Genomic DNA, 22,701 nt, shown 5'->3' on the forward strand with positions numbered 1-22,701 from the left:
CGATCTGCAAAGAAGATTATTCGCGTGGGCGCTCCGCCCGCTTCCGCCAGGTCGCACGATAGCCGGACAGGTCCAGCGGCAAGGTCTCGGCTTTTGTTTGAGGTCGAACAGATTGCGGAGCGCCCGCCAGCATCGCCGCGCCCTGGCTCGTGCCTGTGGAACCGGAGATCGCGATAACCTCACGCTTGAGAAGGGCTCCGAGCGCCTGCAGATAGGCAGGATTTGCCGATAAGGGGCCTTCCACCAGGATAGGCCCTCTTGCGCCGATAAGGTCCAGGCAGGTTTCCGTCATCAGAGCGAGATAAAGACAGGCCGCCGCCCAGCGCTCATCGGCGGTTGCGTTCTCTTCATTCACCCATTCGAAGCGGCGTCCAGGGAAGGGCCCTGCGCCCGGCGCGATGTTCGGCAGCAGTATGAGGCCTTTTTGAACGACGTGCGGCATGGCGCAAAGCGCAGCCTGGGGAGAAAGCTTTCCAAGCTCGGCGGTCAGCAGCTCGAACTCGCGGCCGCCCATAAAACGGGACGAGGGGACAGCACGGCCATAGGCATCGACATTGGCCAGCGTGTCGCGCTTGGGATCGAGGTGGTCGAGATCGCCGCCGACGGCGAAGCTGATGACCCAGGTGCCGGTCGAGACAACGGCGAAAGGCGCCTCCCGGACCATGAGGTGCGGCAGCAGCGAGGCGTTGGAATCGTGAATGCCGCAGAAAACCGGGATCGGCTTTGGAAGCCCCAAGCTTTCGGTGATTTCCTGCCGAACCGGCCCGAGCGCATCGAAGGCCGAACGCACCGGCGCCATGAGATCCCCGATGCCTAGCCCGTCGACCAAAGAGGAATAGCGGCCATGCCGAGGGTCCCAGAGGTCCGTGTGGCAGCCGAGTGACGTGCCTTCGTTCGCCGCTACGCCCGTCAACCGCCATGCCCAATATTGCGGATAGGTCATGATGGTTCGAACTCGGGCGAACGCATCTGGAAATGCAGTCTTCTGATAATGGAGCTGCGCGCCCGCGTTTAACCCGCCGGAGAGGGCGGGGGAGAAGGTTTCGGAAAAAGGCGGGCGGATCGCCCGGTAGGCCTCCTGAATTTCCCGCGGGTACTGGTGCTCATAATCGAGCACGGGCAGAGCCAGCTTTCCGCCGGCATCGAGCAGAGCCATGGATGCACCGTGCGTGGTGATCGATATGGCGTCGAAGCCAGGCTCCTTGGCGAAGGCATTCAGCGCTTCCAGGGTGAAGGCCCACAAGGCTTCTATATCGTAATGCGGGTAGGGTGGGCCGGGCAGGACCCGGTTCGGCGTTCGTTTCTCGCCGATCTCCTCGCCTGTCGCACAATCGAGCACGACGACTTTGGCATTGGTCTTGCCGATATCGAGGACGGCGATCTTTGCAGGCTCGCTCATGGCAGATGAAAGACCGTCACGAGATCGGTCGCGACCGGCGAATTATCCGGATTTGTTTCCATGATGTCGGCCATATGCGCCCACCATTTCTTCATGACGGGATGGTCGGGAAGCTTCGCCATGGTGTGATTTTGCGGGCGCGTCAGCACACCGAACAGGATATTGGTCTCTCGATCCAGATGGATCGAGTAGTCGCTGAAGCCGGCCTCATGAAGCAGGGCGACCAGCTCCGGCCAGATCTCATCATGCCGTTTCCTGTATTCGGCCTCCATGCCGGGATTGAGCTTCATCTTGAAGGCATGTCTTTCGAGCGTCATCGGCTCATTTCCTTGATGCGGCGGGCGACGATCGGGATCGCTATGGTGGTGATGAGAAGCAGGCCGACGAAGATGGACATGACGATGCCCGGCACGTTCAGAAGGCCGAGCCCGAAGGTGACGAGCCCCATGACGAAAGCCGCGATGACGACGCCGGCGATAGTGCCTGACCCACCAAGGATCGAGACCCCGCCGAGCACGACCATGGTAACGATCTCGAGCTCCCAGCCCTGGGCGATCGAAGGCCGTGTCGAGCCCAGCCGGGAGGTGAGGCAAACGGAGGCGATACCCGCCATCAGTCCCGTCAGCAGGAAAAGGATGAATTTCACCCTCTCGACCGAAATGCCGGAGAAACGCGCGGCGAACTCGTTATTGCCGATGACATAGATCTGGCGGCCGAAATTCGTCGCATGCAGCAGGATGGCGAAGACGATCGCCAGTAGGATGAAGAGAACGAATTCGAAGGAAAAGACCCAGAAGACGTAGCCCTGGCCGAAATAGGCGAAGCTGTCAGGATAGTTCCCATAGGCCTTGTCGCCGAGCACGATATAGGAAATGCCCCGGAAGAGGCTCATCGTACCGATCGTCACGACGATCGAGGGTAGCCTCAGAACCGAAACCAGGAAACCGTTGAACGCACCGCAGGCGAGCCCGACCCCGAGGCCGATAGCCACCAGTCCCGGCGTGCCGATGCCGGCCTGTGCGGCCGCTCCCATGGCGGTCGAGGCCAGCGCGATGATTGCAGCGACCGACAGGTCGATCTCTCCGGCAATGACGAGCAGGGCCATGGCAAAGGCGATCATTGCCTTTTCGGTGAAATTGAACGTGGCGTCCGAAAGGTTCCAGGCGTTCAGGAAGTATGGCGACGCGAACGAATTGAAGACGAAGATCGCGACCGCGACCCCGAGAAGCAGGACCTCCCAGCTCGACAGCAGCCGTGACGTCCGGGTTCCAAGCCGATCGGGGATCACCCGTTTTGAGTTGGCGGTTTCACTCATGCGGAGGCCTCCGGAGCAGCCCGATCCCGCAGGATGATGCGGCCAGCCTTGCGTTCGGCCCGGGCGTTGAAGACGACGGCGAGCACAATGACGATGCCGGAAATCGCCAGCTGGGCGAAAGGCGAAATGCCGATCACGGGCAGCGCATTCTTGATGACGCCGAGGAAGAGAGCGCCGAGCACGGCACCGGCGACCGAGCCGATCCCGCCGGCAATCGAGATGCCGCCGATGACACATGCCGCGACGGTATCAAGTTCGAAACCGACAGCGATATCGACATAGGCCACAGCATAACGCGATACCCAGAGATAGCCGCAAAGGCCGGCAAGCGCGCCGGAAAGCACGAAGGCGATGAAGCGCGTCCAGCCGATATCGATGCCCGCATAGACGGCGGCGGTCGGATTGCCGCCGGAAGCGTAAGCCGCGCGGCCGAAGGGCAGGCGGGTCAGCACGAACCAGGCGCCAAGCACGATAGCGATGGCGATCCAGGAAAGCACCGGCAGACCAAGAAGCTGCGTGCGGGGGATATTGAGAAACTGTGCCGTCATCTGGTGGGCGTTCACCCAGCCGCCGCCCGAAAGGACAAAGGCCATGCCGCGATAGATGGTAAGCGTACCAAGCGTGACGACGATCGGCGGTATCTGCAAGGCCCAGACGAGGAAGCCGTTGATGGCACCGAGAAAGGCGCCGATACCGATCGCCATGACGATCAAGGCTGCCAGCGGCAGGTCTGGATAGGCGGCGTTCGTCATGGCAACCGCCATGCCGGTGAAGGCGAGGTTGGCGGCAACCGACAGATCGATCGACTTGGTCAGAATGACAGTCATCTGGCCGAGCGCCAAGATGATCAGGATCGATGTGTCGTTGAAGATATTGGCAAGATTACCGGGTGCGGCAAAGCCCTGTGCGCGGGTGGAAAAGCCGATCACCATCAAGCCTATGATGACGATGAGCAAAAGTTCACGGTTCTTCAGAAGATTGGTCATCGGCTTTCCTCACGCATTACCGGTCGCCGCGCGCACCAGCACCTCGGCGTTCAGGCGCTCGCGATCGAAGATGCCGGCTGCAAGCCCCTCGCGCATCACCATCACGCGATCCGACATGCCGAGGATTTCCGGCAATTCCGACGAGACCATGATGATCGAGAGGCCCTCGGCGGCCAGTTCGCTGATGAAACCGTGGACCGCTGCCTTGGAGCCGATATCGATGCCCTTGGTCGGCTCGTCGAGAATGATCACCTTCGGCTGTGTCGCCAGCCATTTGCCGATCACCACCTTCTGCTGATTGCCGCCGGAAAGCGTGCCGACCGGCACGGAGAGCGCCGCCGCGCGCAGGTCAAGCCGCTCAGCATATTTGCGGGCGAGCGCCAGTTCGTTTGCGGCCTTGAGAAAACCCGATCGCGAGGTGCGCGAAAGCGAAGGCAGCGACATGTTCTGGAAGATAGGCATAGGCAGCGCCAGGCCGTGGCGACCGCGCTCTTCCGGCACATAGACGATGCCGGCGCGTATGGCGTCGCTCGACGAGCGGATGTCGAGGGGTGTTCCCTCCAGCGTCAGCCGGCCGGATGAAGGGCGTGTGATTCCGAAAAGGGCCTGGCAGAGCTCGGATCGTCCGGCCCCGATCAGACCATAAACGCCGAGGATTTCACCACGCCTGAGTTCGAAGGAGATGTCGCGGAATTCGGTCGGATGGCTGTAGCTTTCGACGGCAAGCACCGGCGCGCCGATTTCCACCTTTACCTTCGGGAAGACGTCCTTGACGTCCCGTCCGACCATCAGCCGCACGATCTCGTCCTGTGCGGTCTCCTTCAATCTGCCGTTCCCGACAGCGCGACCATCGCGGAAGACTACGAAATTTTCGGCGATCTCGTAGACCTCGTCGAACTTATGGCTGATGAAGAGGATGGCTTTGCCCTGCCGCTTGAGATTATTGACGATGCGGAAAAGGTCATCGATCTCCTTGCGGGAAAGTGCCGCCGTCGGCTCATCCATGATGACGATGCGGGCGTCCACGGAAAGCGCGCGAGCGATAGCCACCAGATGCCGCTGGGCGATCGAGAGATCCTTCAAACGGATCGTGGGATCAATCTCGCTTTCCAGGGCTCGCAGGAGCTCGCCTGCCCTTAAATTGATCTGCCGCCAGTCGATCGTGCCGAAACGGGTTCGCGGCGCATGGCCGAGGAAGATGTTCTCGCCGACGGAGAGTTCGTCGAAGAGCACGGTCTCCTGATGGATGGCCGTCACCCCTGCATCGATGGCGGCCTGTGCGCCATGGAAGGCAATGGGCTCGCCGTCGATCAGGATTTCTCCCTCGTTGGGGCGATAGATGCCGGTCAGGATTTTCACCAATGTCGACTTGCCGGCACCGTTTTCCCCGATCAGCGCGGTGACCTGGCCGGGATAGAGTTTGATGCTGACGCCATCAAGCGCCTTTACGCCCGGAAAAATCTGCGAGATGCCGCGCATTTCCAGGATCGGCGCAGCTTCGGTCGCTGGTGCCTGTGCGACAGGCCTCTGGTCGGTCATGGATGCTACAGCGCTCATTATCCGTTTCACCTAAAGCCCCTCATCTGCCTGCCGGCACCTTCTCCCCGTACGCGGGGAGAAGGCTAGGGTGAGGGCAAATGCCAACGCCTCAGAAGATCTTCGAGAACTCGTCGATGTTCGAGGCGTTGTAGACGAAGGGGTCGGCCATCGCGGCCTCGCCATTGTCGCCGACCTTGATCTTGCCCATGCGGCCCGCTTCGATTTCCGAACCGGGTGCGCCGTCCGTATCACCCTTGACGATGTGGTAGGCGATCTGGGTTGCGGAATAGCCGAGGTCGATCGGGTTCCAGATCGCGAACTCCTTCGTGGCGCCCGACTTGATGGCGCCAGCCATCTCGGAGGGCAGGCCAAGACCGGTGACATAAACCTGGCCGATCTTGCCGGCATCCTTGACCGCCTGAGAGGCGGCCAGCACGCCGACCGTCGTCGGGGCGACGATGACCTTCACGTTCGGCTGAGAGGTCAGGAGACCCTGGGCTTCGCGATAGCTCTTGTCCGCCAGGTCGTCTCCATAGACGGTGGTAGCGAGGTTAAGTCCGGGGAAATCCTTCAGCTGCTTCTTCATCTCCTCGATCCAGGTGTTCTGGTTGGTCGATGTGGTGGTGGCGGAGAGGATCGCGAAATCGCCCTTGCCGCCTTCCAGATGATTGGCCGCGAGCTGCAGGCACATCTTGCCGATCAGCTCGTTGGACGAGGGGTTCAGGTGCATGATGCGGCCTTCAGCCGCCACGCCGCTATCCCACGAGATCACCTTGATGCCTCGCTGCGCCGCCTTTTTCAGCGCCGGCACGACCGCATCGGGGTCATTCGCGGAAATGGCGATCGCATCCACGCCCTGGGCGATCAGCGAATTGATCACCTCGATCTGGCCTTCGGCGGTCGTGGTCGTCGGTCCGGTATAGATGATCTCGACGCCGCCAAGTTCCTTGGCGGCTTCCTGCGCGCCCTTGTTGGCGGCTTCGAAGAAGCCGTTGCCGAGCGATTTGACGACAAGCGCGATCTTCATGTCGGCGGCGCTTGCCGCCGTGCTCATGGTGGCGAAGGCAAGCGCCACGCCGAGAGCGAGTTTCCTTGCAAGTTTCATTTCCAGTCCTCCCAGTTTAAGATTTAAGTCCCCTCCCATCGGATGGCTCACGCCGCCGACGGGGAATCCTCCTTTGCGGCGGAAGCATCGACTGCACCGGCAACGATCAGCCTGATGCCCGCGTCCTCGATCATGCGCACGGCTTCGTCCGAAACGCCTTCATCGGTGATGATGGTGGTGACCCGCTCCAGCGGGCAGAGAATGAGGCTGGATCGGCGGCTGAACTTGCTCGAATCCACCATGACGATCAGCTCTTCGGCCTGGTGCATCAGCTTTTGCTCGCTCTGGATCACCAGCGCATCGGCCTCCATGATGCCGAGGGGTCCGACGCCTTGTGCCCCGATGAACATGCGCCGCGCATAGAAATTGCGGATCGCATCGTTGTCGAACGGCGAAAGGATCAGGCTCTGCTCGCGATAGATCGCGCCGCCAGGCACGGAAACGGTGCTTTTCGAGTGTTTGACCAGATGCTCGGCGATCGCGAAGGAATTGGTCATCACCTGCAGCCGCCGCGCCGACATATAATGCACCATCTGGAAGGTCGTCGTGCCACCATTGATGATGACGGAGTCACCTTCCTCGCAAAGCTCGACGGCCGCACGCGCGATTGCGCGCTTCTTGTCGATATTGACCGATTCGGAAACACGGAAAGGGCGGGCGGCGAGATTGCCGAGTTGCGGGGGATGAACCGCTTCGGCGCCGCCGCGCACGCGCCGGAGCTTGCCCTGCACATGCAGCGAAGCGATGTCTCGCCGGATCGTCGCCTCGGAAGCATCGGTCAGCTCGGCGATATCCTGCACGGTGATCACCGGCTTTTCCTGGATAGCGCTCAAGATGATGCGATGACGTTCACGTTCGTGCATGGGGCTCCTCCTGATGCTCAACTATCGCTGGAAAACTTATGTTGTCAATCATAAACGATCAACTTCGAATTTATTGCAACGCACAATGAATGTTTGTGATCGTTTTTGATTGACATGAGCCAAAGCAATGCGCGATACCAACGACATGGGATAGCGGCCACCCTGGTCGCCGTGAGCCGAAACATCTGGAGGAAAGCGATGTCGGGCAAAACCCGCCTTCTCGAAAATCGTTGGGATGATTCCCATGCCGCCGGCCTCGATGAGCCGGGCAAACTGCTCTATCGCTCGAACCTCCTCGGCGCCGACAAGCGCATCACCAACTACGGCGGGGGGAATACCTCGGCCAAGGTCATGGAAACCGATCCGCTGACCGGCGACAAAGTCCGCGTCATGTGGGTGAAGGGCTCCGGCGGCGACGTGGGAACCATCAAGCTCGACGGTTTCGCCACTCTCTATCTCGACAAGCTGGAAGCCCTCAAAGGCATCTACAAGGGCGTGGAAGACGAGGACCGCATGGTCGGCTTCCTGCCGCATTGCACTTTCAATCTCAATCCGCGCGCCGCATCCATCGACACGCCGCTGCACGGCTTCGTGCCCTATTCGCATGTCGATCACATGCATCCCGACGCGATCATCGCGATCGCGGCGGCGAAGAACTCCAAGGAACTCACGAAGCAGGTTTTCGGTGATGAAATCGGCTGGTTGCCCTGGCGGCGTCCCGGCTTCCAGCTCGGGCTCGACCTCGAAGCCTTCGTGAAGGCCAATCCGGATGCCAAGGGTGTCGTGCTCGAAAGCCACGGCCTCTTTACCTGGGCGGACGACGCCAAGACCTGCTATGAACTGACGCTCGATATCATCAACAAGGCGATCGATTGGTTCGCGGGGCAGACGGAAGGCAAGACGATCTTCGGCGGTGCTGTCGCACAAAGCCTGCCTGTGGCGGAGCGTCGCGCGATCGCCGCCCGGCTCATGCCGGAAATTCGTGGACGGATCGGCAAGATTGAACGCAAGCTCGGCCATTTCGACGATCAGGACGCGGTGCTTGAATTCGTCAATTCGAAGAATTTGAAGCCGCTTGGGAGCCTCGGCACGTCCTGCCCCGATCATTTCCTGCGCACCAAGATCCGCCCGCTGATCCTCGATTTCGACCCCGCCAAGCCGGACATCGACGGGGTGGCGGCCTCTCTCGATCAAGCGCTGGAAGACTATCGCGCCGACTACACGCGCTACTACGAGACTTGCAAGCACGACAATTCGCCGAAGATGCGTGACCCCAATCCGGTTATCTTCCTGGTGCCCGGCGTCGGCATGCTGTCGTTTGCGCGCGACAAGGCGACGGCCCGTATCGCCGGCGAGTTCTACGTAAACGCCATCAACGTGATGCGCGGTGCCTCGACTGTCTCAGAGTATCAGGGACTGCCGGAGCAGGAAGCCTTCGACATCGAATATTGGCTGCTCGAAGAGGCAAAGCTGCAGCGGATGCCGAAGCCGAAGAGCCTCGCGGGCCAAGTGGCCTTCGTCACCGGCGGCGCCGGCGGTATCGGTCGCGCGACCGCCGCGCGGCTGATGGGCGAGGGGGCCTGCGTGGTGCTTGCCGACATCGACGGCGGAGCGCTTGACGAGACCAAGGCGGATTTCGAGAAGTCCTTCGGCAAGGATGCCGTTCGTGCCGCCGTCCTGGACGTCACCAAGGAAGATGCGGTCATCTCCGCCTTCGCCGAAGCCTGTGTTGAATTCGGCGGTGTCGATATTCTCGTCTCCAATGCCGGCATTGCCTCCTCTGCGCCGGTGGAGGAGACGACGCTGGCCATGTGGAACAGGAATATCGATATCCTGGCGACCGGTTACTTCCTTGTATCCCGAGAAGCCTTCAAACTTTTCCGCAACCAGAAGCTCGGCGGCAACGTCGTCTTCGTCGCGTCCAAGAACGGGCTTGCGTCCTCGCCGAACGCCTCGGCCTATTGCACCGCCAAGGCGGCCGAAATCCACCTCGCGCGCTGCCTGGCGCTCGAAGGGGCGGAAGCTGGCATCCGCGTCAATACGGTCAATCCCGATGCGGTGCTGCGCGGCTCGAAGATCTGGAGCGGCGAATGGCGCGAGCAGCGTGCCTCATCCTCCAAGATCGAAGTGGGCGAACTCGAGGAGCATTACCGCAAGCGCTCGCTCCTGAAACTCAACGTCTTCCCGGAGGATATCGCCGAGGCGATCTATTTCCTGGCATCCGACGCGTCCGCCAAGTCGACCGGCAACATCATCAACGTGGATGCCGGCAACGCACAGAGCTTCACGCGCTGACAGCTGCCAGGGGAGGAAGAAATGGCTGATCTCAAGATTGCGGCGGATGTGATTGCCGCCGAAAACGAAAGACGCACGACAGCGCTGAAATCCGATTATGAGGCGCTCGGCGAGAACCTGTCCCGGCGCGGCATCGATATCGAGGCGGTGACGAAAGAGGTCGCGGAGTTCTTCGTTGCCGTCCCCTCATGGGGAGTGGGCACCGGCGGCACGCGCTTTGCCCGTTTTCCGGGGCAGGGCGAGCCGCGCGGCATCTTCGACAAACTGGACGACTGCTCCGTCATCCATCAATTGACACAGGCGACCCCCACCGTTTCGCTTCATATTCCATGGGACAAGACCGATACGAAGGAGTTGAAGGCGAAGGGCGACGCGCTCGGCTTGCGTTTCGACGCGATGAACTCCAACACCTTTTCCGATGCTCCTGGCCAGGCGCATTCCTATAAGTACGGTTCGCTCAGCCATACGGATGCCGCAACACGCAACCAAGCGATCGAGCACAATCTCGAATGTATCGAGATCGGCAAGGCGATCGGCTCCAAGGCGCTGACGGTGTGGATCGGCGACGGCTCAAACTTCCCCGGCCAAAGCCATTTCACCCGTACCTTCGAGCGCTATCTCGCCTCCATGGCGGAGATCTACAAGGCGCTGCCGGACGACTGGCGGCTGTTTACCGAACACAAGATGTACGAGCCCGCCTTCTATTCGACGGTGGTGCAGGATTGGGGCACGAACTATCTCATCGCCAATACACTTGGACCAAAGGCCTTCTGCCTCGTCGATCTCGGACATCATGCGCCGAACACCAATATCGAGATGATCGTCGCGCGCCTCATCCAGTTCGGCAAGCTCGGGGGCTTCCATTTCAACGATTCGAAATACGGCGACGACGACCTCGATGCCGGCGCGATCGAGCCCTACCGGCTGTTCCTCGTCTTCAACGAGCTGGTCGATGCGGAGCATCGCGGCGTGAAGGGTTTTCATCCGGCGCATATGATCGACCAGTCGCATAACGTCACCGATCCGATCGAGAGCCTGATTTCCAGCGCCAATGAGATCCGCCGGGCCTATGCCCAGGCACTTCTTGTCGATCGTGCAGCGCTAGACGGTTATCAGCAGGAAAACGACGCTCTAATGGCGTCCGAAACCCTGAAGCGCGCCTACCGCACCGACGTGGAGTCGATCCTTGCCGAAGCTCGTCGCCGCGCGGGCGGAGCCATCGATCCGGTTGCGACCTACCGCGCCAGCGGCTATCGGCGAAAGGTTGCGGCCGAGCGCCCGCAGTCTCAATCCGGCGGCGGCGGGATCGTGTAGTTCCTGCCGGCCACTCTCCCGAAACTAAATCGCTCTCGATCTCATGGCTGCTCCCTTCGCGTGAGCAGCCAGAGAAGGTAAGGCCCGCCGATAAGGGCCGCGAACAGCCCGACGGGTACCTGATAGGGATAGATCACCACACGCGACAGCCAGTCCGCCAACACCAACACGCCGGCGCCGATCAACAGCGTGGCCGGCAGTTGGTGAGCCGGTCGGTGAAAACCGATAAGCCGCGCCAGGTGCGGAGCGATCAGCCCGGTAAGGCTCAGAGGGCCCACGAGGAAAGAGGCGATCGCCGTCATTAGTGCCGCCAGGACGGCCAGCACGAGCCGGGAGGGCATGATCCGCAACCCGACGCTTCTGGAAAGTCCCGAACCGAGCGGCAGTATGGAAAGCCAGCGCGTCATCAGGAAAAGCGGGGCCACCAGTACGGCCAGCGAGATCAGCGCCGTCCACGCCTCGAATGTCCCTGCGCGGCTGGTGGAACCGGAAAGCCAGGTGAGCAAGGTATAGCTTCGCATATCGCCTTGGGCGAGAACGATGCTTACGATCGCCATGGAAAACGCGCCTACCGCGATCCCTGCGAGAAGCAGCCGTTCCGCAGACAGGCCGGAGCGGGCGGCGACCACCATCATGATGCCGAAGGCAGCCAGCGCACCGAACGCCATGCTTGCAATCATCAGGAGCGAAGAGGGAAAGCCGAAGAAAAGAAGCGCCAGGGTCAGTCCGGCACCGCTGCCGCTCGATATGCCGAGCACTTCGGGACTAGCGAGCGGATTGCCCGTAACCCGCTGCATGATCAGGCCGGCGGCCCCCAGCATGGCGCCTGCGCCCATCGCAACCAATATGCGTGGCAGGCGGAACGGCAGGAGATCGGATAGAAGTGCGCCTGTAGCGATGTTCCAGCCGGCGTCGCTCCGCCCGAGCACGAGCGCGATCCCGAGGAAAACGACAAGCAGGAAGGCAAGCAGGGTCAGCATTCTTGCGGGCGCACCAAGGCGACGGATGCCCGCGCCGGCTTCCACCGTGACGGCGGAAAAGCCATGGACGCGTGGCAGCAGGAAGAGCAGCAAGGGACCGCCGAGAAGCGCGGTGGCCACTCCCGCCGGCACGAAATCGGAAAAGCCGGAGCCGAGCAATTGCGTGAGGCAATCGGCCAGCAAGAGGATCGCGCCTCCCGCAAGCGGTGCTGCCAGCATGACCTGGCTTGTGGTGCGGGCGCCGCAAAGCCTAGCAAAGGTCGGGGCAGCCAGGCCGAGAAAGCCGATAATGCCGACCGTTGCCGTGACGGAGGCCGACAGCCAGACGGCAAGCAGAAGGATCGCGAAGCGCACCGTTTGCAGCGCCACGCCAAGGCTTCTCGCGCTTGCATCATCGAGTGCCAGGACCGTCAGCGGCCGGCTGAGGAAAAGTGCTGCGGCAAAACCGAGTACCATTCGCGGCGCCAGTGACAGCACGCCGCTCCAATCCTGTTGGCTGAGCGAGCCCGCGCCCCATATATGGATCGACATCGCATATTCGCCGCGCGCCAGAATGGTCGTCACGCTGAGCGAGCCTGCAATCAGGCTTACGATCATGCCGGAGAGCGCCACCGTTACCGGATCGAGCCCGCGCCGCCAGCTCAGCACGAGAACGATAAGGAGAGCAGCGAGCCCGCCGCCGAACGCGAGGAGTTCGCGCGACGCGCCGATGAGCAAGGGCGAAAAGCTCAATCCGAGGGTGAGTGCCAGTTCCGCTCCGGAAGCGATGCCGAGCGTCGAGGCGTCGGCGATCGGATTGCGCAATACCCTTTGCAGGAGCGCGCCGGCAAGACCGAGGGCTGCACCCGAAATGAGCGCGATCGCGGCGCGTGGCAAAAGGCTGTTCCAGAACAGGAGATCGTCGAGGGCCGCAGCGGTGGCTGGGTCTCCAGGCACGCCGGGCCGATAGATGAGCAGCAGGGCGAAGCTGAGCACGCAGGCAAGACCGAGGATGATGGCGGGAACGTACCCCGTCCGGGTCCTGCGACTACTCGCTGAAAGACTAGCGGTTTCGGGCACTGGAAAGTCCCTCCGCCAGAAAATCGGCAAATCGGCCGGCCGCGGGCAGGGCCCCATACGGATTGACCGAACCGATGGTGAGAACCCGGCCCTCGCGCACCGCCGGCAGCGCTTTCCAGAAGGCGCCTTCCGTCAATGCCCGGAACGCATCCTCGGGATGCGGCGGGATCAGCACGATCCAGGCATCCGGCATGGTGGCGAGCGTTTCTATCCCCACCGGGGCCATGGCTGAATAACTGGTCGTTCCCGCCCAGGCATTGGGCAATCCCAGCCGCGCCAGAACCTCGCCGAACATGCTGTCCGAACCGAAGACACGATAGTGGCGCGCATCGCCGAGATTGATCGGCAGGATCGGCCGGTCGTCACCACCGGCGAGTTCTTCTCTATAGCGGTCGAGTCGTGCCGAAAGCTCATCGACCAGGCCGCGCGCGGAGGCTAGCTGCAACCGCTCGCCGATCGCGAGCGTCGCCTGTTCGGCAAGCTGATAGGGGCTCTGGCCCGGCACATAGACCGAATGGCTTTCGACCGGAGCAATCCTGCTCATCAAGGGATCGGCCCAGGCATAGAAGTTCGAATTAAAGATCAGGTCCGGCTTGACGAAGCGCAAAACCTCGAAGTTCGGCGTACCGCGCAAGCCGAGATCGGCCACGGTTCCCGGAACTTCGGGTGCCACCGCCACCTGCCGGAATTGCCGCAGCTCGGTTCCCGCCACCACGTTCGCGCCGATCGCAAGCAGCGTCTCGATCAACGCCCAGTCGAGGGTTGCCACCCGTGGGCCGGATTGCCCTGCGCGCGACCGTCCGGCGGTCGCCAGCAAGGCGGCGGCCCCGGCCAGCATGGCCCTGCGCGTCAGCGAAAATGGTTTGCTCAAATGGTTCTCCAGTCGCAGAAGAAGGCCCGTTTACGGGCCTTCCTGCAAAACCACACCTCTGGAGTCAACTTACCAGACTTTGCTGAGCTTGAAGGTGAAGGTGCGGGCATCGCCATAGCCGCAGGCGCCAATGCCGCCGCAGCTCTCGACATATTCCTTGTCGAACAGGTTCGCGACGTTCAGCGAAGCGGTCCAATCGTTCTTCTTGTAGCGAATGGCCGCATCAACCACCGTCGCATCCGGAACCTTGAGCGTGTTGGCCTCATCGGCCCAGGATTCTCCCTTGTATCGCAGGCCGGCGCCGAGGCTTAAGCCCTCGAGCGCGCCGGTCGTCACCGTATAGTCGAGCCACAGCGAGGCGGTCACGTCCGGCACGATGTAAGGCGTCTTGCCGACCAGGGCAGGGTTTAGCGGGTTCTCGGTGACTTCGACGTCCGTATAGGTAAAGGAGCCAAGCAGCCGCCAATTTTCATTGAGGTTTACCTTGGCCTCGAGCTCTATGCCTTTCGATTCCACCTCGCCGAGCTGCGAGCGCGTGAACGGGGGCGTCGGCAGGGAAACGACGTAGTTCTGCTTGTTGATGTGGAAGACGGATACGGTCAGTGTGCCGTCGAAGAAAGTCGGATCAAATTTGATGCCTGCCTCGAACTGCTCTCCTTCCTCGGGAACGAGAGGACCGGAAGCCCCGGTTCCGACGAGAGGATTGAAGAAAGTAGCGGCGCTCACATAGGGCGTCAGACCGTTGTCGAATTCGTAGGCAAGCCCTGCGCGGCCGCTCCAGGCGTTGTCGGAGCTTTTATAACTGCTGGCCGGTGTGAGCTGGTTGTCGAAATTGCTATGGACATAGTCATAGCGACCGTTAAGGGTGAGAAGCCAGTTCTCGCCGAAGCGAACCTGATCCTGTGCGTAGAACCCTACCTGGTTCATCGTCAGGACTTCGTCGTAAAGCGGGCCGTTCGGCACCTGCGGCAGGCCATAGATCGGATCAATGACATCGATCGGGCCCGAGCCGAACACGAAGTTCTGAACGTTGTCGATGCGATAGTAGCGATAGTCGATACCGGCCATCACTTTATGCGTCGCGCCGCCCAGTTCGAACTCGTTCTCGATGCGATTGTCCCAGGCGAGGCTGTCGGCGGTCGTATCTCCCTCGAAGCCGATGCGATTGAGCGCTGTCGGCGTAGCATAGAGATAGGGATAAGGGCCGAATTCATATTTATCGAGATGACCGTAGCGGAAGTTCGACGAGACCTTCCAGCCCCCGTCGAATTCGTGCTCCAGGTCGTAGCCGATCATCTGCTGATCATACCGTCCCTTGTCGAGATCCGGCTCGCCGGGGAAGAAGTCGCGGGGAATTCTGCCGAAAGGCGCATCGACGACCGTGCCGACATAGGGAAGGAAGCCGTTTCCGACATGCACCTGATCGAGCGCACCGGCATAGCCCCAGATCGTGAATTTCGTCGCATCGTCGGGCGAAATCGTCAGCTGCGGCATGATGAAGCCGCGCAGATCGTGACTGTAGTCGGAGTAGTTGTCGCCGCCAGCGATCTTGCCCGTCAGACGATAGGTCATGGTGTCGCTCGACCCGACCTTATCGGAGATATCGAAGCCACCGAAGGCGTTTCCGTTACTATTAATGCCAGTCTCGGTATAGTAGTAGGGCTCGTCGGTTGGCCGCTTGCGCACCATGTTCACGATGCCGCCCGGATTGGAGCCGCCATAGAGGACGGAAGCCGGCCCCTTCAGCACCTCGACCCGTTCGAGCATGAACGGATCGATCTGGAACCCGCCGAAGCCATAACTGAAGAGATGCAGGCCATCCATGAAGACGCCGGTCTGTGTGGCCTCGAAACCGCGGATATAGAACCAATCGGTATCCGGGTCTGTTCCGTAAGGCGCGGCGACGACGCCCGGCGTATAGCGCAGCGCCTCATCGACCTTGTTGACCACGCCGCGGTCGTCCATCTCCTGCTTTCCGACGACGGAAACGGCCTGGGGAATCTCGTTGAGCGGCGTTCCGGTCTTCGAACCCGTGGTAGAACTCTTGGCCACGTAGCCCTGAACTGGCCCTGTAGCATCGGACGCCGCATCGGCACGGATGGTAATCTGCTCGAGCACCGTCTCCTGCTGCGCGAAAGCGGGCCAGGCCGCCGCAAGGCCGATCGCTGCCGTGCCGGCCATCAAACCCGCTCTTACCTTGAAAACCGCAGCCCTTTGCATCGTCTTGCCCCCAGTTAGCCATATGCGGCAACGCAATAAGATGAGCCATTAACTCAGATTTACTTGCGGGGCTTGCCTGGTTCCACGGCAATTGAATGTTCTTGGGCAAATTTTACTTTGTCGAGCAGAACTTCGTGATGTTCCTAAGCTCGCCGGGCCTTTTGCCAGCGGGCGGGCGTTGTTCCCACATGCTTGCGGAATACCCGCGTAAAGTGCGCCTGATCGGAAAAGCCGGTTTCGACGGCGATATTGGTCAGAGGCTGGTCTTCCGCGGCCAGCAACTGCTTGGCGCGCGCGAGGCGGGCATTCATCTGCCACTGATGCGGCGCCATGCCGGTTGAAGCCTTGAAGGAATGGCTGAAATGGGAAGGCGACAGACCGGCGAGGCTGGCCACTTCATCAAGACGGATATTGCGCAGGCAGTTGGCCTCGATGAAATCGGTTACCTTCCGAAGCTGCCAGGACGTAAGTGCGCCACGCCGGCGGGGCGCGGTTTTCGTGAGTTTCAGAACATCGATGATGAGGGAGAGCGAAAGCCCGTCTCCGTAAAGGTCGTGAAGCGGTTTGGGATTGGCCACCTCCGCGGCTATCAGTTCGGCAAGCGCCACCACGCGCGGATCGTGAAAGAGCAATTGCGGATCTTTAAGGCGCGCCGGATCAATCTCTTCCATCAGGCGCCGGCTGATGGTTTCGGCATCGAAATGCAGGTCGAGATGTCGGATATACTGGACATCCGTGATATCGACCCAGAGATCCATATCGGCAGGAACATACGAAATAGCGCTTTCGCGGCTATCCTGCGGGGCGCCGCGCGCGGTCGGAGAGAGCTTGACGGATGGACGGCCCTTTCCGCGGTGATCGAGCAGGATGAACAGCCGGGGATCACGCGCCACATAGTATCCGCCCGCATAGGACGCGCACTCCACGTCCCAAAGATCGGCAGTAATGCCGTTCCAGTGACGACGCCGCAATCCGCCGATCACCGAAAAACCCTCGATCTTGTTGCGCATCTTCGGCTGGAAAGTCATGCCGGTGTCTCTGCAGCGATCAGCTAAAACTAGCCTCTACCTATCAAGTTTTGGAGGTGCTATCAACGCCGGCCCTTGCATCCTGCCGGATGCCCCGAGCTGGGCGGCGTGAAGCCGGTTATAGGCGCCGCCATCCCGAGCAACCAGGTCCTGATGGGTACCCTGTTCGACGATGCCGTTTCCATCGATGACGACGATCCGGTCGGCGCCCTGGATGGTGGCGAGACGATGCGCGATGATAAGCGTGGTGCGTCCCTCGGCGAGCTCCGCCAGCGACCGCTGGATCGCGCGTTCGGTTTCGGTGTCGAGCGCGGAAGTGGCTTCGTCCAGAATGAGGATCGGCGGATTCTTCAAAAACATACGGGCAATCGCCACGCGTTGTTTTTGACCACCGGAAAGCTTTACGCCGCGTTCGCCGATGATCGTATCGAGCCCCTCGGGAAGAGCTGCAAGCATGTCTTCCAGGTGGGCCCGGCGGGCGGCTTCGAGGATATCGGCCTCGCTCGCTTCAAGTCGGCCGTAAGCGATGTTCTCGCGGATCGTGCCTGCGAAGAGGAAGACGTCCTGCTGCACGATCCCGATCTGCTGACGAAGCGATCGCTGCGTCATCCTGCGGATATCGATCCCGTCGATCGTGATGCTACCGTCAAGGATCTCGTAAAAGCGAGGCAGCAGCGAACAGATGGTCGTCTTGCCCGCGCCCGACGGACCGACAAAGGCGACTGTCTCGCCGGCGCGGATATTGAGGTCGATGTCCCGCAGGACCGGGTTTTGAGGCGTGTATCCGAAGGAAACGTTTTCGTAGACGATCTCGCCCTTCAGATGATCGACGTCTATCGCGTCCGGTGCGTCGGCGATATCCGGTTGCGTATCGATAAGCTCGGTAAAACGGCGGAAGCCGGCGATCCCCTTCGGATAGGTCTCGATCACCGAATTGATCTTTTCGATGGGACGGAAGAAGACGCCGACCAGCAGCAGGAAACTGATGAAGCCGCCGGTCGTGAGTTCGCCGGCGAGCACGAAATAGGCGCCGCCGATCATCACGATCATCTGCGTCAGGCGCATGCTCATATAGCTCAGAGATGTGCTCGCGGCCATGATCTTGTAGGCTTCGAGCTTCACGCGGCGATAGTTCTGGTTGTCCTCTTCGAACAGCCTTCGCTCGTGTTGCTCGTTGGCGAAGGCCTGCACGACGCGGATGCCGCCGACATTTTCCTCGATGCGCGTATTGAAAGCGCCGACCCGGTCGAAGAGCCTGCGGAAGTTGCGGGTCATGCGGCTGCCGTAGCGGCTCGTCACCCAGGCGGTCAGCGGCACGATGACAGCGGTGAGCAGCGCGAGCTGCCAGTTGACGGAGAACATCAGCGCCAGCGCACCCGCGAAGGTCATAACCGCAATGAAGAGGTCTTCCGGCCCGTGATGGGCGACCTCGCCGATCTCCTCGAGATCCTTGGTCAGCCGGCCGACGAGATGACCAGTCTTCTGGTTGTCGTAGTAGCTGAAGGAAAGCTTCTGCAGGTGATCGAAGGCGGCGCGGCGCATGTCCGTCTCGATGTTGATGCCGAGCATGTGGCCCCAGTAGGTGACGACGACCATGAGACCGGTATTGACCGCATAGACGACGAGCAATGCCGCCGAAGCGAGCAGGATCAGCAGCCATTCCTGGCTGAAGAGCAGCCGGTCGACGAACAGTTTCACCGCCATCGGAAAGGCGAGCTCCAGGATGCCCGAGAGGATCGCGCAGGTAAAATCGAGGATGAAAAGGCCGCGATAGGGCCGGTAATAGGTGAAGAAACGGCTTAGCATGCTGAATCTCGAGGCGGGCAATATGGAAGGCCGGTTGACCATGCGGGTGAAATTGGCGAAAGGTGAGCCGATTTCTCCATATTGAAAACCGATCCGGGCGGATAGTGCTCCAATGACACTGCATTTGAACGAACGGCATCTTGCGGTGCAGAATTCTCCACTGCTTTCCCTGAAAGAGGTGAGTTTCGCGATCGAGGGACGGGTGCTTCTGCATCCGCTCAGCCTCGATCTGCCGGCGGGCAGGTCCATTGCCCTGATCGGACATAATGGCTCGGGCAAATCGACGCTGCTGAAGCTGATCGGTCGCCAGCAGGAGCCAGCATCCGGCAAGATCCTGTTCGAGGGGCGGGCCCTGGAAACCTGGCCGGCACGCGCCTTTGCGCGGCGGCTGGCCTATTTGCCGCAGCGGACGCCCGCGGCACCGGGAATGCTGGTGAAGGAACTGGTGGCGCTAGGGCGCTATCCCTGGCATGGCGCGCTTGGCCGGTTCACCGCGGCCGACCACGCAAAGGTCGAGGAAGCGATCGAACTGACCGGCATCGGCCCCTTCGCCGACCGCATGGTGGACAGTCTCTCGGGCGGCGAGCGCCAGCGGGTCTGGCTTGCCATGCTGGTGGCGCAAGATGCCACATGCCTCCTGCTCGATGAGCCGATCTCGGCGCTGGACATCGGCCATCAACTCGAAGTGCTTCAGCTCACCCATGATCTTTGCCGGGAAAAAGGCATCACGATCATCACGGTGCTCCACGATGTGAACATGGCGGCCCGCTTCTGCGATCAGATCATCGCACTCCACTCCGGCCGGCTCATTGCCAATGGTCGTCCGGACGAGGTGATGACGCCCGAGGAACTGGCACGCATCTACGACGTACGCATGGATATTATCCACCAGCCGTCGAGCGGACGGCTGGTGGCCTTGGCGCAGTAGCCAAGGGTCGGGTCGAGGAGGCAGGGCGAACAGGCACCCCGCCTCGGCGCCGAGTGTCAGACGGCGATCTTGCCGCCGCCGATCTTGGTGATGGCGAGAACGGATGGCCGCACCGGCATGTCGTCCTTGAAATCGGGCCAGCGGGTGGAAAGGTCTTCATAATAGGACGGGCGGCCATGGCCATCCCAGTCCTCGCCGCCATCGCCGGGATGCTGGACGGCAACGAAGGCCGTCTCATCATCGGGCGTGAAGAGCGGACCACAGAGTTCGGCGCCCACCGGCACACGGAAGAACAGCTTCGAGGTCGCGCGAGCCTCTCCATCGGTATCGACCGCCCACAGGCCATCGGTGCGGCCGGTCGCCTTGTTGTTGTTGCCGTCGGTCGAAACCCAAAGCCGTCCGGCCGAATCGACCGCACAGTTGTCAGGCATGCCGAACCAGCCGTTCTTGGTCGTTTCGGTCGAGAAAGTCGCGCCGACCTCGGCCACGGCAGGATCGCCGCATTTCAGGAGCACTTCCCACTTGCCGGAGGTCGCGGTGAAGTCGCCGCCGTCCTCTGCAATCTCGATGATATGCCCGAAAGCATTCTCCGCCCGCGGATTGGCGGCATCCACCTGGTCGGCCTTGCGTTTGGTATTGTTGGTCAACATGACGTAGACCTTACCGTTGACGCCGTTCGGCTGGACGTCTTCCGGACGGTCCATCTTGGTGGCGCCGAGAAGATCGCCGGCGCGGCGGGTCTCGATCAGCACGTCAGCCTGGCTGGCAAAGCCGTTCTCCGCCGTCAGCGGGCCTTCGCCATGCACTACCGGCAACCATTGCATGGTGCCATCCTCATTGAACTTCGCGACATAAAGCGTGCCGGTATCCAGCAGGTCCATGTTCGCCGCGCGATCGTCAGGATTGTAGATGCCTTCGGTGACGAACTTGTAGACATAGTCGAAGCGCTCGTCGTCTCCCAGGTAGAAGACGACCTTGCCGTTTTCAGCCACGATGGATTCCGCACCCTCATGCTTGGTGCGGCCGAGCGCGGTGCGCTTCTTCGGGGTCGAAGTCGGGTCCATGACATCCACCTCGACGATCCAGCCAAAACGATTGGGCTCGTTCGGCTCCTTGGAAAGGTCGAAGCGGTCGTAATAGTCCGCCCAGTCGTAGCCACCTTCCGGAACGCCGTAGCGCTTGTAGTTCGCAGCTTCGGCATGATCGGCGGGGAGCTCGCCGGAGAAGTAGCCGTGGAAATTCTCCTCCGCCATGATGTAGGTGCCCCAAGGGGTCACCCCGCCCGCACAGTTGTTGAGCGTGCCGATGACTTTGGTGCCGCTCGCATCGGCGGACGTCTTCACACGGTCATGACCGGCGACCGGCCCGCTCAGCGCCATCTCCGTCGTCGCGGTGATACGGCGGTTGAACTTGCCTTCCGGAACGACCTGCCACTTGCCGTCCACTTTGCGGATTTCGACGATCGTGCCGCCATGGGCCGCCATTTCGATGTCAACCTGTTCCTTCGAGAGCTTGCCCTGCTCGATCTTGCCGTCGACGACCTTGACGAGGCCAGGGAACATCAGGTGCGGATTGGTGTATTCGTGATTGACGACAAGCAGTCCGTGCTCGGCCGAACCTTCCAATGGAATATAGCCGACGTAATCGTTGTTGTAGCCGAATTGGCGGGCCTGCGCCTCCGCCGTCTGGGATTTCGCGTCGAAGGCGGGGGAATCGGGGAAGAGCGCATCGCCCCAACGCAGCAGGACATCCGCATCATAGCCTTCGGCGACATGATGACTGGCGTCCACACCGGCTTCGACTTCCGGGAAGGAGAAGGCCGATCCGCCGGCCGCGCGCGCCTGTTCCGCCGTCATCAGCGCAACAGGGCTCACGGTCGCCGCGATCGCGGAGACGGCAAGCGAGCCCTGGAGAAAGTTGCGGCGCGAGAAGCGCTTGCTGATGATTTCCCCCATGGTCGGGTTGATGCTCGGATTATGACCGTCGCCATCGGCATCTTCTAGTTGGGTGGTCGGGAATACCTTTTGAGAAAGATGTTCGGTCATCGCCTATCTCCGGGATTTAAGGGAAGACTACCAGTTTGGAGCCGTTCTAAACCTAGAGAGGTCGTATTGCGGTTTTGCGACAGTTATCCGGGATAGCTCTCGTGACGGCACCTGTTCCACAGGCGATGAAATCCTGTCCTAAGACCTTGGTCGTAAAGGCGCAATGCAAAGGTCCGATGGACGGCGGATGCGGGAACAGTCGCCTGGTTGGGCCGTTCCAGACTTAAGGTAGGTAGGAGCCACGAGCTCATATTTTCGCGACTTGGGCTTCGCATGGCCGGTAGGGACGGGATGACAGAAAACAATATTTTGCGGTCGCTCGATTTTCGTGAGTCCTGCAAACCTGCGCCGGCCGTGTCCCTCCCTGCGCAGGTCGTTTGCTCGCCGGTCGGTCAGCCGGCGAGTCTTTTACTCTTCCGCAGAATACTGGCGGCTTTCACCTTCGGCCGCCACATTGAAGAAGCTGAGCACCATTGCTGTCGATGACAGGGAAGCCGTCATGTTCTCGCGCAGAAAATTTCTCTCCAGTCTCGGTCTCCTGTCCTCGGCGCTTGTCTGTGCCGCCTCGCCTTACCGGCTTTCCGGCGATCCGACTTCTTTCCTGCGAGAGCAAAAAGCCCTTGCCAAGAACGGAGACGGAGGAAGCGGGGGCGAGGGAGGAGGAGGACAAGGCCGAGGCGGAGGCAGGGGAGAGGGCCAAGGAGACAGCCGAGGCGAAGGCAAGGGAAATAGCGAGGGAAAAGGCGGACGAGAAAGAAGCTCCGATCGCGAGGATGGTCGACGCTCCAGGCGGTCCGGGGAGAAGAGCCGGAAACGCGAAGCGAAAGCGAACGCAAAGACGGCCGACGATTCACAGATCGAAGTGAAACATCGCAGCGGCATCGCGGAAGAGACACGAGGCGGGCGCTACATCATGCGGGATCGTCGCGGGGGGACGATCATCAACCT

At 61.1% G+C, this 22,701-nt stretch carries 16 protein-coding genes; 3 read left to right on the top strand and 13 right to left on the bottom strand.

The window, feature by feature from the left end; translation table 11 throughout:
* Positions 1–16: 16 nt before the first annotated feature.
* The 7 genes from ACE04I_RS18320 to ACE04I_RS18350 all read right to left on the bottom strand — a co-directional run bounded on the left by ACE04I_RS18320 (position 17) and on the right by ACE04I_RS18350 (position 7,207).
* The gene (locus ACE04I_RS18320) at positions 17–1,399 is read right to left on the bottom strand and encodes an FGGY-family carbohydrate kinase (RefSeq protein WP_046793432.1); all 1,383 of its coding nucleotides are present in this window, start codon (positions 1,397–1,399) and stop codon (positions 17–19) included.
* Positions 1,396–1,716: an L-rhamnose mutarotase gene (rhaM, locus tag ACE04I_RS18325; RefSeq protein ID WP_046793433.1), complete on the bottom strand. Its 321-nt coding sequence runs from the start codon at positions 1,714–1,716 to the stop codon at positions 1,396–1,398. Before rhaM ends, ACE04I_RS18320 begins: the two co-directional genes overlap by 4 nt.
* Complete coding sequence (locus ACE04I_RS18330) at positions 1,713–2,714, bottom strand: ABC transporter permease (RefSeq protein WP_046793434.1); 1,002 nt, start codon at positions 2,712–2,714, stop codon at positions 1,713–1,715. Before ACE04I_RS18330 ends, rhaM begins: the two co-directional genes overlap by 4 nt.
* Positions 2,711–3,700, bottom strand: coding sequence for an ABC transporter permease (locus ACE04I_RS18335; protein WP_137326513.1), 990 nt, complete (start codon positions 3,698–3,700; stop codon positions 2,711–2,713). The genes ACE04I_RS18330 and ACE04I_RS18335 overlap by 4 nt, the downstream gene beginning before the upstream one ends.
* 9 nt (positions 3,701–3,709) lie before the next feature.
* Positions 3,710–5,239 carry a sugar ABC transporter ATP-binding protein gene (locus ACE04I_RS18340; RefSeq protein ID WP_046793436.1) on the bottom strand — a complete coding sequence of 510 codons (1,530 nt, stop codon included), beginning with the start codon at positions 5,237–5,239 and terminating at the stop codon, positions 3,710–3,712.
* A 109-nt stretch (positions 5,240–5,348) separates the two neighbouring features.
* Complete coding sequence (rhaS, locus tag ACE04I_RS18345) at positions 5,349–6,344, bottom strand: rhamnose ABC transporter substrate-binding protein (RefSeq protein WP_046793437.1); 996 nt, start codon at positions 6,342–6,344, stop codon at positions 5,349–5,351.
* A gap of 47 nt (positions 6,345–6,391) precedes the next feature.
* A complete protein-coding gene (locus tag ACE04I_RS18350) occupies positions 6,392–7,207 on the bottom strand; it encodes a DeoR/GlpR family DNA-binding transcription regulator (protein ID WP_046793438.1) in 816 nt (271 codons plus the stop codon).
* A gap of 198 nt (positions 7,208–7,405) precedes the next feature.
* Between ACE04I_RS18350 and ACE04I_RS18355 the strand changes: the two genes are divergently transcribed.
* Positions 7,406–9,502 (top strand): bifunctional rhamnulose-1-phosphate aldolase/short-chain dehydrogenase, encoded by a 2,097-nt coding sequence (locus tag ACE04I_RS18355; RefSeq protein ID WP_487207432.1) that lies wholly within the window; start codon positions 7,406–7,408, stop codon positions 9,500–9,502.
* Between the two features lie 21 nt (positions 9,503–9,523).
* Entirely contained in the window at positions 9,524–10,816 is a 1,293-nt protein-coding gene (rhaI, locus tag ACE04I_RS18360; RefSeq protein ID WP_487207433.1) for an L-rhamnose catabolism isomerase, read from the top strand.
* Between the two features lie 41 nt (positions 10,817–10,857).
* Here rhaI and fhuB read toward each other — a convergent pair whose 3' ends face one another.
* From fhuB to ACE04I_RS18385, 5 genes are all read right to left on the bottom strand, one after another.
* Positions 10,858–12,855: a Fe(3+)-hydroxamate ABC transporter permease FhuB gene (gene fhuB, locus ACE04I_RS18365; RefSeq protein ID WP_487207434.1), complete on the bottom strand. Its 1,998-nt coding sequence runs from the start codon at positions 12,853–12,855 to the stop codon at positions 10,858–10,860.
* A complete protein-coding gene (locus ACE04I_RS18370) occupies positions 12,839–13,693 on the bottom strand; it encodes an ABC transporter substrate-binding protein (protein WP_487207500.1) in 855 nt (284 codons plus the stop codon). The genes fhuB and ACE04I_RS18370 overlap by 17 nt, the downstream gene beginning before the upstream one ends.
* 102 nt (positions 13,694–13,795) lie before the next feature.
* Entirely contained in the window at positions 13,796–15,907 is a 2,112-nt protein-coding gene (locus ACE04I_RS18375; protein ID WP_487207435.1) for a TonB-dependent siderophore receptor, read from the bottom strand.
* 182 nt (positions 15,908–16,089) lie between these two features.
* A complete protein-coding gene (locus ACE04I_RS18380) occupies positions 16,090–16,974 on the bottom strand; it encodes a helix-turn-helix domain-containing protein (RefSeq protein WP_046793442.1) in 885 nt (294 codons plus the stop codon).
* Between the two features lie 36 nt (positions 16,975–17,010).
* Entirely contained in the window at positions 17,011–18,780 is a 1,770-nt protein-coding gene (locus ACE04I_RS18385) for an ABC transporter ATP-binding protein (protein WP_046793713.1), read from the bottom strand.
* Between the two features lie 112 nt (positions 18,781–18,892).
* On the opposite strand from ACE04I_RS18385, the gene ACE04I_RS18390 reads away from it, so the two are divergent.
* Complete coding sequence (locus tag ACE04I_RS18390) at positions 18,893–19,708, top strand: ATP-binding cassette domain-containing protein (protein WP_046793443.1); 816 nt, start codon at positions 18,893–18,895, stop codon at positions 19,706–19,708.
* A 56-nt stretch (positions 19,709–19,764) separates the two neighbouring features.
* Here the strand turns inward: ACE04I_RS18390 and ACE04I_RS18395 are convergent, their stop codons facing one another.
* A complete protein-coding gene (locus ACE04I_RS18395) occupies positions 19,765–21,753 on the bottom strand; it encodes a PhoX family protein (RefSeq protein WP_046793444.1) in 1,989 nt (662 codons plus the stop codon).
* Positions 21,754–22,701: the final 948 nt, after the last annotated feature.

It is taken from the genome of Rhizobium moroccans (assembly GCF_057559155.1).

What these genes read in the sequence shown, in the direction of transcription:
- ACE04I_RS18340 (WP_046793436.1), bottom strand. Translation starts at nt 5,239, where the DNA reads ATGACCGACCAGAGGCCTGTCGCACAGGCACCAGCGACCGAAGCTGCG.
- ACE04I_RS18320 (WP_046793432.1), bottom strand. Translation starts at nt 1,399, where the DNA reads ATGAGCGAGCCTGCAAAGATCGCCGTCCTCGATATCGGCAAGACCAAT.
- ACE04I_RS18355 (WP_487207432.1), top strand. Translation starts at nt 7,406, where the DNA reads ATGTCGGGCAAAACCCGCCTTCTCGAAAATCGTTGGGATGATTCCCAT.
- ACE04I_RS18330 (WP_046793434.1), bottom strand. Translation starts at nt 2,714, where the DNA reads ATGAGTGAAACCGCCAACTCAAAACGGGTGATCCCCGATCGGCTTGGA.
- ACE04I_RS18390 (WP_046793443.1), top strand. Translation starts at nt 18,893, where the DNA reads ATGACACTGCATTTGAACGAACGGCATCTTGCGGTGCAGAATTCTCCA.
- ACE04I_RS18385 (WP_046793713.1), bottom strand. Translation starts at nt 18,780, where the DNA reads ATGCTAAGCCGTTTCTTCACCTATTACCGGCCCTATCGCGGCCTTTTC.
- ACE04I_RS18350 (WP_046793438.1), bottom strand. Translation starts at nt 7,207, where the DNA reads ATGCACGAACGTGAACGTCATCGCATCATCTTGAGCGCTATCCAGGAA.
- ACE04I_RS18375 (WP_487207435.1), bottom strand. Translation starts at nt 15,907, where the DNA reads ATGGCCGGCACGGCAGCGATCGGCCTTGCGGCGGCCTGGCCCGCTTTC.
- rhaI (WP_487207433.1), top strand. Translation starts at nt 9,524, where the DNA reads ATGGCTGATCTCAAGATTGCGGCGGATGTGATTGCCGCCGAAAACGAA.
- ACE04I_RS18370 (WP_487207500.1), bottom strand. Translation starts at nt 13,693, where the DNA reads ATGCTGGCCGGGGCCGCCGCCTTGCTGGCGACCGCCGGACGGTCGCGC.
- rhaM (WP_046793433.1), bottom strand. Translation starts at nt 1,716, where the DNA reads ATGACGCTCGAAAGACATGCCTTCAAGATGAAGCTCAATCCCGGCATG.
- rhaS (WP_046793437.1), bottom strand. Translation starts at nt 6,344, where the DNA reads ATGAAACTTGCAAGGAAACTCGCTCTCGGCGTGGCGCTTGCCTTCGCC.
- ACE04I_RS18380 (WP_046793442.1), bottom strand. Translation starts at nt 16,974, where the DNA reads ATGACTTTCCAGCCGAAGATGCGCAACAAGATCGAGGGTTTTTCGGTG.
- ACE04I_RS18395 (WP_046793444.1), bottom strand. Translation starts at nt 21,753, where the DNA reads ATGACCGAACATCTTTCTCAAAAGGTATTCCCGACCACCCAACTAGAA.
- ACE04I_RS18335 (WP_137326513.1), bottom strand. Translation starts at nt 3,700, where the DNA reads ATGACCAATCTTCTGAAGAACCGTGAACTTTTGCTCATCGTCATCATA.